9 protein-coding genes are annotated in these 13898 nt (G+C 40.9%); 1 reads left to right on the top strand and 8 read right to left on the bottom strand.

Annotated elements, in window-relative coordinates:
* Nucleotides 1-88 precede the first annotated feature (88 nt).
* The 5 genes from GO816_RS11595 to GO816_RS11575 form a co-directional block, all read right to left on the bottom strand.
* Nucleotides 89-1147, bottom strand: a complete 1059-nt coding sequence (locus GO816_RS11595; RefSeq protein ID WP_157542097.1) for an efflux RND transporter periplasmic adaptor subunit — start codon at nt 1145-1147, stop codon at nt 89-91.
* A gap of 8 nt (nt 1148-1155) precedes the next feature.
* Nucleotides 1156-2487, bottom strand: a complete 1332-nt coding sequence (locus tag GO816_RS11590; protein WP_157542096.1) for a TolC family protein — start codon at nt 2485-2487, stop codon at nt 1156-1158.
* A 159-nt stretch (nt 2488-2646) separates the two neighbouring features.
* Nucleotides 2647-3396: a LytR/AlgR family response regulator transcription factor gene (locus GO816_RS11585; RefSeq protein WP_157542095.1), complete on the bottom strand. Its 750-nt coding sequence runs from the start codon at nt 3394-3396 to the stop codon at nt 2647-2649.
* A complete protein-coding gene (locus GO816_RS11580) occupies nt 3377-4405 on the bottom strand; it encodes a sensor histidine kinase (protein WP_157542094.1) in 1029 nt (342 codons plus the stop codon). Before GO816_RS11580 ends, GO816_RS11585 begins: the two co-directional genes overlap by 20 nt.
* A 117-nt stretch (nt 4406-4522) precedes the next feature.
* Nucleotides 4523-5626: a GAF domain-containing protein gene (locus tag GO816_RS11575; protein ID WP_157542093.1), complete on the bottom strand. Its 1104-nt coding sequence runs from the start codon at nt 5624-5626 to the stop codon at nt 4523-4525.
* Nucleotides 5627-5946: 320 nt separating this feature from the next.
* Between GO816_RS11575 and GO816_RS11570 the strand changes: the two genes are divergently transcribed.
* Entirely contained in the window at nt 5947-6312 is a 366-nt protein-coding gene (locus tag GO816_RS11570) for a response regulator (RefSeq protein ID WP_157542092.1), read from the top strand.
* A 125-nt stretch (nt 6313-6437) separates the two neighbouring features.
* On the opposite strand, the gene GO816_RS11565 is transcribed toward GO816_RS11570, so the two are convergent.
* From GO816_RS11565 to GO816_RS11555, 3 genes are read right to left on the bottom strand one after another with little or no spacing between them, the layout of a single operon-like run.
* Nucleotides 6438-8975 (bottom strand): zinc-dependent metalloprotease, encoded by a 2538-nt coding sequence (locus GO816_RS11565; protein ID WP_198171503.1) that lies wholly within the window; start codon nt 8973-8975, stop codon nt 6438-6440.
* A gap of 9 nt (nt 8976-8984) precedes the next feature.
* Nucleotides 8985-10343 (bottom strand): RagB/SusD family nutrient uptake outer membrane protein, encoded by a 1359-nt coding sequence (locus GO816_RS11560; protein WP_157542091.1) that lies wholly within the window; start codon nt 10341-10343, stop codon nt 8985-8987.
* 16 nt (nt 10344-10359) lie between these two features.
* A complete protein-coding gene (locus GO816_RS11555) occupies nt 10360-13881 on the bottom strand; it encodes a SusC/RagA family TonB-linked outer membrane protein (RefSeq protein WP_232336559.1) in 3522 nt (1173 codons plus the stop codon).
* Nucleotides 13882-13898: the final 17 nt, after the last annotated feature.

Here is a 13898-nt window from a genome sequence, read left to right as displayed (position 1 = left end):
AAAAGTATCAGTACAATCATGAACACAATCATAACGTTTAGCCGGTTTCGTTGCATGCTGCCGTGCATCAGTGTAGTTTTAATTAAGCTTAATTAGATATACTTACCTGGGTGCCATCTTTCAAATTGATCTGGCCGGACGTTACCACCTGTTCGCCGGCGCTTAACCCTGAGGTTACCTGCACCATAGTGCCCATTTCGGCACCGGTTTGTATAGTTCTGCGTTTAACTGTGCCATTTTGTATTACGTATACGGCAGCATCTTTTATACTCTCAGTAAGTGCCTCGCGCGGAATCACCAGTACTTGCTGGCGGGTCTTTTTACTAAAATCGGCATATACAAAGGTGCCCGAACGCAGAATAGCACGCTGTGTGTTATAAACCAGTATTTCTACAAGATAATTATGCGTGGCATCAGCTTGTGGGCTAATAAAGCTTACAGTACCAGCAAACACTTTACCCGGATAAACTTCAGTGGTAATTTTTACTTTTTGGCCTTGTTCAACTTTATAAACCTCAGCTTCGGTCAAATAAACCTGTACTTTGGCCCTTGAAAGGTCAACTATTGTGGCTACCTCGCTACCTGCATTTACAAAAACGCCTTGCTCAACGGGCTTTGATGAAATTATGCCGCTCGTAGGTGCTTTAATGGCAGCATCGGCCAGGTTTTTACGGCTCAGGTTAACCTGCGTTACAGCATCCATATAGTTTTGGCGTATATCGTTCACCTTCTCTTGGGTGGCTGCTTTGCCTTGCAGTAATTCTGTATAGGTGTTTAAGTCGTTACGCAGTTTGGCGGCGTTGCTTTCAGCTTTTTGCAGGTCCAGCCGGGCACTTTGATTATCAGTAACGGCTAATACCTGGCCTTTGCTTACACGGTCGCCCAATTCAAACCGCACCTGTAGTAAATTACCTCCGGTTACAGCAAGCGCTTTGGCCTCTTTAAACGGCGCAAGGCTACCAGTTTTCATAATGTTTATTTCCTGCAACTGCTCCTTGGCAGGGGCTGCTTTAACCGGTATACGTACGCTGGTAACCTGTACAGGCTTGTTTTTCTCGTCAAGTTTCTTTTTGTTAGATGCCAGTTTGTAAACTATTAAGCCAACAATGGCAATACCAACGAGTATAATAATGTATTTAGTTTTCATTTGCTGAGTTATAGGGCCGAGTAAAAGGTTTTTAAGGTGCCGCCTGCTTTTTCAAGCTCTACTTTGGCAAGGTAGAACTGGTATAATGATTTGAGATAATTGTTTTGAGCTTCTTTAAGAGAGTTTTGGGCATTCAGCCAGTCAGTAAGGTCAGTGGTACCTTTTTGGAACTGCAAATCTGTTGTGCTGAATACGGAACGTGCCAATTCAATATTGCGTTTATTATTATCAACATTGGTTTGTTCTTTCAGCATTTTGGTGCGGGCATTTTCATATTGAAGCTGATATTTGCCTTCGTCAAGCTTCAGATTTTCCTGTGCGTTGAGTCGTTTGAATTTGGCCTGATTGTACTGTGCACTACGTTTAAAAAAATCAAAAATGGGAAAGCTTAGCTTTAAACCAACTGCTGAATACGGTGTCATGGATGAAAACGATTGACTAAGGTTATCGCCAAACCCAATGGTGCCATACCTTGCATAGGCGGTCAGCTTTGGTAAGCCGCCGGCTTTGATACGGCTTTCATCTATTTCTAATAATTTGGCGTTAATTTCAGAAATGCGATAGTCTGTACGGTTGTTTAAGGCAAATTGTGAGTTATTTGCCGCCAGCGTAGGCGCGGGTGTTTTTTCAGCACTCATGCTTTCAACAGTTAGCGCATCAGTAATAGGGTATCCCATTTCATACTTCAGCTGATTTTCAGAAAGAGTTAAGTTACTCTCGGCAACGCGCATTTGCGATTCTGCATTGTTTAAGTCAACAGTTACCTTATCAAGGTCTTTTTGCAGGGAAACTCCCTTTTTTACTTTAAGCACCGATATGTCTATCTGTTTTTGATAAGTTTTCCGGTTTATTTGAAGTAAAGCAAGTTGTTCACGGTAAACCATAATTTGATAATAGGCCGTACTGATGTTATATATAATTGCTTCATCATTTTGCTGTTGATTGAGTCCTGCCTGTTCAACATTGTACTTGTTTGCCTTTAAACCGTTAATTAGCGATTGATCATACAGAGTTTGATCAAGCTGTGCAACACCGTTAGTGTTGAACTTTTTGGTAAACGCAACCCTGATATCATCCGGGCCAAAAATACCGCCAGGAATTACTGTTTGCTGTACTTTTAAATTGTCATCAACTGTTCCGTTAAGGCTTATTTTAGGTAAATAGTCTGCCAGTGCTTCTTTAGCCTGAGCATCAGCAATGCGTTTTTGATTAGCGTACACCGCATTGCTGCGATGATTTTTTAAACCATATTCAATGCACGTTCTCAGGTTCCAGGTTTGCTGGGCCATAAGATTTAGCGGCATTAAAAAAATAATAGCAGTTATTAATTTCCTGTTCATAACACAACGGCTGTTAAAACCGATGATACAAAACTATAATGCTTGCGGTGGCTTTTAGCCATAAAATACCTGAACCGTGCAAAATTGATAGCGAAATGTACCAATGCCAAGCTGAAATGTCACGCATGTTTTACAGCAATGGTGTGTGTAAAGCCAAGCTTATTGCTCAATCCAGCGCAAAAAATCGTTGGCTTTAAGGCGGCTTACAATAATGGTTTCGGGCGTTGGGCAGGCGGTATGAACAACCAGCCTGCGGTTAAAGTAATGCTCAATGTTTTGTACCGTGTCACGGTTGATGATGAATTGGCGGTTAGCTCTGAAAAAGTGCTTCGGGTCAAGCATGTTTTCGAGCTGCTCTATGGTATATTGAACGGTATACTCTTGTTTGTCGGTCATGTGTAGGTTAACTAACCCGTTCGCTGCATACACCAGGCATATATCAGCAACCTTTACCGGAATAATCTTTTCACGGTAGTGAACCAGTAGCGACTGTTTGTACTGCTTGGTAAGTTGGCTTATAACCCTGTCTAAATTACCTGCACTACTGTAGTGCCCCTTGATACGATGAAACTTTTGCAGGCTTTTTTCAACCCGGTCTTCTTCAATAGGCTTCAGTAGGTAATCAATACTGTTAGACTCAAAGGCGTTTATAGCATATTCATCAAATGCGGTGCAAAAAATAACGGGTGCGTTAATTTGAACTTCTTTGAATATTTCAAAGCTCAAGCCATCACCCAGTTGAATGTCAGAAAAAATGAGTTCCGGTGCCGGATTGCTTTGCAGCCAGGCAACTGCAGTACTAACTGATGGCAGAATAGCCAGCACGTTAATTGAATTATCAAGACTTACTAAGGTGGCCTTTAAATCGTTTGCGGTACGGGGTTCGTCCTCAATTATGATCACGTTCATTAGCTACAAGCGGTAGAATTACGGTAAATGCCTCATTATTTTTTTCTACTCTGATCTCCTTGTTAAACAAAAGTCTGAAACGGTCATTTATGTTTTGCAAGCCAAGTCCGGTACTTTCAACCGGAACCTTTTTAGGACGAAAATTATTGCTTACTACTAGTTGTAACTGGTAATCTACTTTTATGCTGATCGTCAAAGGCCTGTCAGGCGATAGGGCGTTATGCTTAATTGCGTTTTCAACCAGCAATTGCAATGACAGAGGGGGAATTTGATAGTTTAAATACTGCTCAGGCACATTGATGTGGATGTCTAATGCGCTTTCAAACCTTTGGTGCAGGATATATAAATAAGAGCGTATAAAAGCCAGTTCTTCAGAAAGGCGCGAAACTTGTCTGTCGTTAAAGTTAAGCAGGTAACGGTACACGTGTGCCAGTTGCACAACAAAGTTCTTGGTGTCGGCATCAGTAGCAATGGTTTTTAAAGTACTGAGTGAATTAAATAGGAAGTGCGGACTAATTTGCTGTTGCAAAGAAATTAACTGCGCCCGCAGATGAGCCTGCTTAAACTGCTCATTCTCCAATTTAGTTTGCTGCAGCTTATCGTTGGTATCGAGATTGTTGTAAGATATGTAGCAGGCCATACTTAAAAAGAATGAACCTATAAGCCTGCGTACCAAATCAACGTAACCGTAACCCAAATGATTTTCGGGAAAAAAGTAGCGTTCAGGAATAAAAAAAGTTAACGTTGAGCCTACAGCAAATGATGCTACAATACCACAAATAATACTAATGATTGATGTTGCGTAAGTTGTGTAACCAGCAAATGTTCGTTTTTTAAAATACCCTTGAATAAACCAGCAACTCAGTATCGAGGTTGAAATGGAAAGAAGGTGTACAAAGTACTGAATCCAATTATGGGTGGAAAAAAAGCCGGGTCGCATAAGCAGAGTGCCTATGGCCAGTATGCCTATCATGGTAAAACACCACTTTAAATGGTATGCACGAAACATATATAAAGGTAAGCAGATTACAACTGTACTGACAATTATTTGAGCCACATGTACAATAATGAACCTGAAATGTACAAGATATACTTTAAGCCCTTACAAAGCTTTCATCCCCAAAAGCTACTTGACGTAGCTTGCAACCGAAACCTGCTCTATAACCAATTTAATTTTTGAGTCAAGTTCTTCAACAGTTTTTTCAAGATACTCAAATTCCGATTGAGAATTTTTATACTCATTTTCTTTTATTAAATCCATTAAGCCTAAAATGGTAGCTACAGGTCTGCGTAATTCATGAGCCTGCAAAAAAGCGATATGTTCAAGTGATTTGTGTTGTTCCTGAACAAGAATTTCCTGCTTAACACGCCTGTTAACATCAGTGGTATTGATGGCAACGCCAATTACTTTTCCATCCATATCAAACGCAGGTTCAAATTTCACTATACGCCAGGCTTCTTCTCCTTCGTTGCCTAGGTTACGCTCATCATAAATTGCAGTGCCTTTTAAAGCGTGCAAATAATCCTGGTAAAAGCGGCTTAAATTTGCGGGATGCACATAATCAGTCATTGATGCCCCCCTGGTAAGGTTTTTACCATACGCTGCAAGTACATGGCTTTCCCATGCGCGGTTGAAAGCAAGTACCTGAAAGTTAAGCCCTAAAAGTAAATGATGATCAATGGTGCTCTCAAAAAAGGCCCTTAATTCAATTTCAGATTGCTTAGCACTAATATATTGTGATCGTAATATTTGTAAACTCATATCAAACTCAAGTAATTGAATTACTTGTTTGGCCAACGCCACGAGCATCTGCTTTTGTAATTCAGACAGCTTGTTCATTGCCGTATCAATAACACACAAGCTGCCCAAACTCATACCGTCTTGGGTTGTCAGCGGTGCACCGGCATAGTAACGAATATCAGGCTTACCTGTAACTAATGGATTGCGGTTAAATCGTTCATCCGTAAGGGCATTTTCAACTTCAAAAAATGATTCTGAACGTACAACATGATCACAAAAGGCGTCAACCCTTTTGGTGTTGTCTAGTTGGATGCCGGTTTTGAACATTACATTTTGTATATCGGCATCTAAAAAAGTTATGAGTGCTGCGTTGGTACCACAAACTCTGGCAGCAAGTTCAACTATCTCCTGTAACTCAGCATCCTTACTGATTTCAAGTTTCAAGAAACGGTTAACTGCCTTGATTCTCTCCAATTCCCTTAAAGGCATCTTTATTATATTATAAAAATCACTTACGAAAAAGCACGGCCGAAGGTTGCAGCAGCATACTAATAAGACTACACTTTTTTTTATTTTGCACAGTTTATTGTAAACTATTAAGATATGTAATTTTAATTACGGGATAACTTGTGCTTGGTTTGAGCTTGATTTTAAGACTAGTGGTTATTATGTTAAAAAATATTTAATTGATTTTTCATTTGAGTTAATAATTGTGGTAAGAAAATTGCAGGCAAAATCCTCGATCTGTTGAGGAGAAAAACTTATCATCTTAAATTTATTAAAAACATTGCTACTAGTAAATTACCTATATGTCAAACGTAATATTGATTTGTGACGACGATGCCGGCATTTTGAATATGCTCAATGTAATGCTTGATTACGAAGGATACGATGTAGTAGCTGTTGACGACAGTTCGGAGATAAACGGTGTACTTGAGCAACGACTACCTGATATAATTATAATTGACCTTTGGATGCCAACCATATCAGGTTATGATGCCATTAAAGCTATAAAAGCTAATAATGAAACGTCAAAAATCCCCATTGTGGCCATATCTGCAAGTCCTGATGGGCGTAACATAGCGATGGAGGCAGGTGCAAATGAATTTATAACAAAGCCATTTGATATTTACGATTTAATAGATGTAGTTAATAGATTGTTGGTTGCAGCATAAATCATAGTCAACACTTACTGCAAGGTATATAAAACAATAAAAGCGGACTATGTCCGCTTTTATTTTACTGCAATTAATTTAAATCTAACGATGTAGATTTTTTTGAGCATTTTTTTTGAAAACTACTATTTAATCATGCCTGTCTTATCAGCAGCAAAGCGTTTGTCAATCATTGAGCTCATTTCCTCTAAATGAAAACGTGTCAACTTATTGAGTGAGTTACTCTTCAATTTTTGTTTAAACAAGCTGTTTAGTTGCTTTAGTTCATCCTTTAAAATTGCATTTATATCAGTAATGGTGAAATGATAGGTATTACTCGGAAATATAGTACTCATTTCATTTGGCAAAAATGCCTGCTCGCACACCCTGTATACAAAAAGCTTCTGTATGGTACGACGGTAAACATCAACGTTGCGATTAGCATAAACCTCCTCAAAAATGCCCCTTTTTAAATCGGTGAAAAGTTCGTTGATTGTATAAGTTTTACCCTTGCCTTCTATTTCATTAGTGTACATATTGCTGAGTCGCATACGTGTTATTAACGGATATAATACACTTTCCTGAAGCTTACTTAGCTCTATTGGGAATGTTTCAGAAAACGATGATTGAAAGTCAGAAGCGTTAAGCCATGTAGGGGTTTTAAAAACTTGTTTGTTTAAAAACGCAACAGCCTGCTTTTGCCGCCAACGTGGTACCGGTTGGTAGCTTGGCAAATGTTCACTGTTTAAACGAATTGTATGGTAAGTGCCGCCTACATTTTTTAATACGTGTCCGGCATACATACCCATTTGACTCCATATACCAGAGTACGCGTTTAAGCGGTCTGATTGATCTTCGTATGGTTTGTTAACCCAATTACCCAACTGCGGCATAATACGCTTAAGGTTTTTGATGCCATACTCACTTGCTAAAACTGAATTGTCACCCAAATCTTCGTTTTGAGCACGGGGATCAAATGGTTCCATTTCATTGCCAAACCATAGGCGGTGATTTTTGGCTAAAGAATCGGTTACTACTTTAACCATTGCCTTATTTTCTGCTATTTCGTTAGCAAACTCAGGTCGCCAGGTGTAACCGAATTTAACAGCCCATTTATCATAATCGCCTATGCGCGGAAAGATTCCCTTTTCGCCAATATGATCCTCAGGTTGCGCAACGTAGTTGAACCTTGCATAATCCATAATAGATGGCGTATGGCCATGCGCCTCAACCCATTCTTTCTTGCGAAGATTTTCAACAGGAACGGTTGAGCTCGAGCCAAAGTTGTGAAGTAAACCAAGTGCGTGACCAACCTCATGAGATGATACAAAACGGATTAGTGAACCCATTAGCTTTTCATCTAACTCAGGTTTGCGCGCCCGTGGGTCAATTGCACCGGCTTGTGTTCGGTACCATTGCTCCAATACCGACATTACATTGTGATACCAGAAGATGTGACTTTCAATTATCTCTCCGCTCCGTGGATCGGCAATGCTTGGACCCATGGCATTAGCAACTACTGAAGGCCTGTAAATTATAGCTGAGTGATTAGCATCATCAATACTCCAGGTGCTGTCCTGAGCTTTTGTTGGCGCTTCTTTAGCCATAATTGCATTTTTGAAACCTGCTGCTTCAAACGCTTTTTGCCAGTCATTTACGCCTTGAATTAAATATGGAACCCATTTGCGTGGTGTAACTGGGTCAATGTAAAATACAATAGGCTTTTCCGGTTCAACAAGTTCTCCGCGTTTGTATTTTTCTTCATCACCGGCTTTTGGGTTCAAGCGCCACCTGTTAATGTAGGTAGTATTGGCTACCCCTTGTGGCTTAACATCAAAATCACGTGTTGATGTGGTAAAATAACCAACGCGTTCATCCTGCAGGCGTGGCCTCATAGGCTGAACCGGCAATAGAACCATTGATGTATTTAACTCAACAGTATAACTTGAGTTGGTTGGATTCATTCCGGCCGAATATGTTTTTACCGTATGAATTTCAACATTGGTAGGGAAGGTGTGGATATAATCTATGTAGCTTTTGTCATTTTGCTGACCACCCATGCCTGCTTTATCTTTGTACTGTTTTCTTTGAAAGTACAGCACATCATTGTCAGAGTTTAAAAGCTCGGTTACTTCAACAAGTATGGCAGATGAATCGGGCTTGTACGATACCAATGGGAATGAGGCCACAATGGTGCTTACATTGTTTTTAACAACGCTTGCGTACATAGTTGCTGTACTGTCTTTAGCATTCTCTCTGAATGAGCGGCGGCGCAATAGTAACTTGTTGTCAGGTGCTCTTTCGAAAGCGTAAACGCTTTCGCCAATTTGATCGCCCGCGTAACCCATGCTGCCATTGCGCATATCTGATGATGCCTTTGAAATACGGCTCACGGTTAAAATATCCCTGCCAAATATGCTTTTAGGTATCTCAAAGTAGTACTTGTTATCCGTTTTGTGAACGGTGATAAAGCCCTGGCTCGATTTGGTGTTTTTAGTTACTATGGAAGCATACGGTTTAAGCGCGTTGGCTTTTTTCAAGCTGTCTGCCCGTCGTTGTGCCGGGTCTACCGCCACTGCCGGCTTAACCGGAGTTTTCTTTTTGTGCAACAGTTTACATGCGGGTGTAAGCATGGCAGCGCTTGCAGCACAAGCAATAAGAAAGTTACTCTTTCTAAAATTCATGGTATATTATTATCTCGGGTTTTGTGTAATTTCTGGATTCAAGGCTATATACTTTTCTGCAATAGGGAAGGTGTAGCGGTTGCTGCCCGGTGCCAGCGTATAAGTCGCATCTTTAAACTTGCGCGTAACTGTTTGTATTAAGCCATTATCTTTACTTAAACGGCGCTGATCAAACCAGCGGTAACCTCGTCCCATAAATTCACGGCCGCGTTCGTCAATTACAATACGAAGTGCATTGTTTGCATCAGTTGCAGCAAGGTCATAATATTCAGTTGGTTTAAAACGCTTTTTGCGAAGGTTGTTAACCATTTCCATGGCCGCACTTGCATTTCCTGCACGGGCTTCACACTCTGCTTTAACCAGCATCATTTCGGGTACGCCCGGGCCAATGTAAGTGCCCTCTAAAAAATATTGCGATCTGGTAAGACCACGGCCCACAGCAAAATTAGACCCTCTAACCATTGCTGCCGGAGCTGTAAAAATACTGTACCTTAAATCTTTAGTATCATATAAATTTAAAGCGGATTGTTGAAGCGGAACGACAGTAACGGTTTGAGCGGTACGTTTAAAGAACATTTCTTCAGGGTTCTGAAGTTTAAGTGGCCATGTTGTTGTGTAAGCGTTATAATCAAGCAAAGTATTCCTCAAGGCTAACGCCATCTCCGCATAACGTTTAGCTTCGCCAAACTCACGGGTGTTTAAATAATACCGTGCAAGCAAAGAGTACACAGCCAACTTTGAAGGGTTAACGTTAAAAGTGGCAACTTCAGGCAGCAATGGCAAAGCCTCAGTTAGGTCAGATTTCACCTGCTCATAAACGCGTTGTACTGTTGCGCGGGTTAAACTGGCATACAAATCAGGGGTGAGTAGCAAAGGCACACCCAAATCACTGTTAGCTGTGGCTGCATCATACTGTTTGCCGTACAGATTTACCAGAGTGAAGTATGCATATGCCCTATGAACAAGTGCACTTGCTTTTATTGCAGCTTTTTGGGCATCGGTGCCGCCTTCACTTTTATCAACACCTGTAATTACTGTATTGTAGGTGTTCATAATTTTATAAAGCGTACTCCAATCCGCATCTTCTTCAGTTGGGCCCCAAATACGTTCGGCCCAGGTGTATGCATTTACTGGTGGCTGATAGGAGAAACGGGGATACCAGCTTGGGTCATCCACGCCAAAATCATCAGCTGCATAAACCGGGTAAGTATAACCCAGTTCAATGGTAGATGCATAGTTAAGTAACGCACTATAATCTGTTGTGTATTTCAAAGCCCTTACCTGACTTGGCGGAATCTCTACATACTTACGGCATGCGCTAACCATTAGTAGCAGGCAAGCAATGATAGCTAAACTTGCTTTAGACATGATTTTTGTAAACATCTTATAAAGAAATGTTAAGGTTAAATAAATAGGTACGCGCAGGTGGCAGGTTTGATATGTTTCCGGTACGCTGATAGTCCGGATCGACACCTAACTTGTTGGCGCGCCAAATAAGACCAAGATTACTAACTGTAGCACCAACATTAATTGCTTTAATAAACGGCGCCTTGCGAAGAATTGTCTGCGGTAGCGAGTAGTTCAATGATAGCTGTTGCAGCCTTATATTTCCTGCGTCAATCAGGTTGTAATCAGAGTTAACAAAATAATCAACATTTGTAAAGTTATTACCGGCTAAGCCTGGAATATTGGTGAAGTTTTCATCTCCCGGATTGCGCCATCTGTCTAACAGCCTGATGGTATTGGGCAGGTAGCCGCTGGTGCTTGTGCCGGTTGGATAAGTAGCACCGGTTATATCAGTAAGCATAACTTTATGCCCTAAATTATAAGTAGCTCTTACGATAAGGCTTAGGTTTTGATATCTTACAGTGTTTGTCCACCCACCAAAATACGGGGGTGTTGTGCGACCACCATAAGTAAGGTCATTAATGTTTGGACTGCGTGAACCTGATACATTCAATATAGTACCATCGGCTCCGTAAATTCTTGATTGTCCTTTATTGTCAAGGCCTGCCCATTTGTACACAAAAATGTTATCTGTTGGAAAACCTTGCGTTGATACTTTTCCGCCTGCGGTGGCGAAAGTTGGTTTAAATCGCGAATCAGTTACTGTATTTTCTGTGTATGAAAAATTGAAAGATGACGTCCAGTTCCACTTATTAGTCATAATGGGTTGCCCGGTTAAGTTAAACTCAATACCGCGGCCCTTAGCGTCGCCCGCATTGTATGTCAAATTTGAAAAACCGTAAGTTGAATTGTAGGGTAGAGAAACAAAGAGGTTATAATTCCTTTTCTGATAGATATCCATAGATAACGCTAATCTGCCGTTGAAGAAATCAGCATCGATGCCTTCATTAAAAGTGCGGGTTGTTTCCCATGTTAACCGCGAGTTAGCCGGACCGGAGATACCTGCTGTTGGTAAAAGCGTATAGGAATCGTTAGGGTACAGTGTTACAGTAGCAAAAGAATAACCGCTGTTAGGAATGCTTCCACCTGTACCTATTGTTGCGCGAAGAGTTAACCCGCTAAGCCAGCTAATATTTGATAAAAAATTTTCGCGCTTTACATTCCAGCGTAACCCGGCTGAATAAAGCGGAGTGGCGCGTAGTTTGCGGGAAAGTCCTTGATTAGTATAATCATCAAAGCGTACGCTACCACTGGCATAATACTTGTTTTTATATGAATAAGTAGCCAGGGAGAAGTAAGACAGGTATCTTACCCTATTTGCAAAGATGGTTCCATCCAAATAGCCCAGATTGGTTGAATAGCCAAAAATAGTTGGATAATTAATTGTTGGGTTTACAACAACAGACGTACCGGTATCTTCATTATAACCATAGCGTGTTTGCGTACCGCCTTTATATTTGGTTTGCCTTATCTCGGCGCCGCCCAGCATATCAAAGTGATGGTCAGTCCAGTTTTTGTTAATGTTGAACTGTGCGCGTAAGCTGTATTCATCAGTAGTACCGTTGCTGGTTTTATAAACGCCGCCTACAGGTACACCGTAGCTTGGTAAGCGGGTGGTAGCGTTAAGTACAGTGCCTGTGTTAATCAGGTTGCGTGTTAAGTAACTGTTTTGATTTTGCAAGTAATCCTGGTTTGCAAACTGACGTTGAAATTGGCCTGATACATTCACATTTAACCATGATGTTATGATACCTCTGATTGAATTGCTGACTCTGAGAGAGTTTTTCAACAAAATGGTGTTATTGTAGTTAAGCTCATCAATAGGATTATAAGTCCATGGCATGTAGCCTATACGTGCAAGACTGTCTGATACACGCTGAGTAAACATAATAGGTTTGCTTATTGGATTTCCATTGGCATCAACTATCATTTCGTAAGGCGCAAAACCAAATGGTCCCTGGCTTAATGCGGCTGAAGAAGCGTTATTAACCTGGCTTTTGGTGCTGATAAAATTGATGTTGGTAGCAACTAATATCCTCTTGTTCCAAAAATCGTTAGTAAGGTTAGAGGTGAGTGAAAATGTTTCACCGTAGTTGCTCTTAAAAATTGGCACATCTTTGGAGTAATTTGCCGCCAGGTAGTAGGTGTTATTTGCGCCACCACCAGATATAGATAAGTTGTGTTGCTGAGTTGCGGCTTTTTGCAGTAAATATTTTTTTAGTTGATCAGCATTTGAGCGATTACCGAGAACACTTAACGCCGAGTCACGCTGCGCAGCGGTTGCTTTGCCTCTCTTCACCCTAAACATCCACTCCTGAGCCTCACTGATAGGGCCGTAACGGTAACTCAGTGTTGGATCGGTAAAAAAGCCTTTGTCAAACATCTCGCGTTCCAGGTCAATGTATTGCTGACTGTTCATGGCATTCAACTTTGACAAGTCAGGTGATTGTGCTGTGCTTAGCGTCATGCTATAATCAATGCTTGGTGCACCTTGCTTGCCTCTTTTAGTTGTAATAACAATTACGCCATTAGCTGCCTTAGAACCCCATATTGAAGCTGCCGCAGCATCCTTAAGAAAGGTAATGCTCTCTATATCATTTGGATTGATGTTATTTAAGATAGCATTCCCGGCTGTAGCGGGCTGGTTTACGTTTCTAGGATTACCTTCAATAACGTTGTTTGATACGTTAACCAAGTTTTGATTAGTTGCAGGAAAACCGTCAATAATTAATAATGGCGATAAGTTTTCGGTCATGCTTATGCCGTTTGTTCCTCTTATTTGTATAGTGTTGTTACGTACGTCAAATCTAACACCCGGTACTTTACCTTCAAGTCGTTCAATTAAGCTTATGCTTGGTGTGGTTTCAATGTCTTTAGCAGTTAAAACAGCGCTTGAGCCTGTAGTGCTACCCTTTCTTACCTGCTGATATCCGTTTGAAACAATGACGTCATCAAGTTTTTGCGTGGTCAACATGAGTCGCACAACCATTACGTCTGACGCTGCAACCTCTTGTGTAGTATAGCCTATGTAAGAGAATACGAGTATAGCATCGTCGGGCAAGTTTCTGAAGTTAAATGTGCCGTTTTCGTTCGTGTAAACGCGTTGCGTTGTGTTTTTCAGGTTTACGGTAACGTTTGGCACCGGTTTGCCACTTTCTGCGTCAAGCACCTTGCCGGTAACGTTAACGCTGCTAAAATAGCTAACCACCTTATCAATCAAGGTTTTTTGCTGCTGTTGAATAACAACAGTTTTATTTACAATTTTATAAGTAAGTGAATAGGGTGGAAGCGTTTGATCGAGTACCTTTTGCAGTGTTTCTCCTTTAAAAGCAACGTTAATTTTTTGCTGTTCGTTAACCTTGCTGTCCTGCCAGAAAACATTATATCCGGTTTGTTTTCTAATTTCTGTAAACAATTCTTTAAACGAAGCGTTTTGCTTAACGAATGTGACCTTTTGAGCAAAGCCAGCCGCGCTGACTTGGATGAAAAAGGTTGTCATCAAAAATATGGTGAGTT

Origin of the sequence: Mucilaginibacter aquatilis, assembly GCF_009755275.1 — a bacterium.
Taxonomy (GTDB): Bacteria; Bacteroidota; Bacteroidia; order Sphingobacteriales; family Sphingobacteriaceae; genus Mucilaginibacter; species Mucilaginibacter aquatilis.
The sequence above is the reverse complement of the archived record's forward strand: the minus strand, read 5'-3'. Positions and strand labels throughout refer to the sequence as shown.

Excerpts from the sequence above, each read along its gene's own strand:
- GO816_RS11590 (WP_157542096.1), bottom strand. The coding sequence starts at position 2,487 with ATGAACAGGAAATTAATAACTGCTATTATTTTTTTAATGCCGCTAAAT.
- GO816_RS11565 (WP_198171503.1), bottom strand. The coding sequence starts at position 8,975 with ATGAATTTTAGAAAGAGTAACTTTCTTATTGCTTGTGCTGCAAGCGCT.
- GO816_RS11560 (WP_157542091.1), bottom strand. The coding sequence starts at position 10,343 with ATGTCTAAAGCAAGTTTAGCTATCATTGCTTGCCTGCTACTAATGGTT.
- GO816_RS11570 (WP_157542092.1), top strand. The coding sequence starts at position 5,947 with ATGTCAAACGTAATATTGATTTGTGACGACGATGCCGGCATTTTGAAT.
- GO816_RS11595 (WP_157542097.1), bottom strand. The coding sequence starts at position 1,147 with ATGAAAACTAAATACATTATTATACTCGTTGGTATTGCCATTGTTGGC.
- GO816_RS11585 (WP_157542095.1), bottom strand. The coding sequence starts at position 3,396 with ATGAACGTGATCATAATTGAGGACGAACCCCGTACCGCAAACGATTTA.
- GO816_RS11555 (WP_232336559.1), bottom strand. The coding sequence starts at position 13,881 with ATGACAACCTTTTTCATCCAAGTCAGCGCGGCTGGCTTTGCTCAAAAG.
- GO816_RS11575 (WP_157542093.1), bottom strand. The coding sequence starts at position 5,626 with ATGCCTTTAAGGGAATTGGAGAGAATCAAGGCAGTTAACCGTTTCTTG.
- GO816_RS11580 (WP_157542094.1), bottom strand. The coding sequence starts at position 4,405 with ATGTTTCGTGCATACCATTTAAAGTGGTGTTTTACCATGATAGGCATA.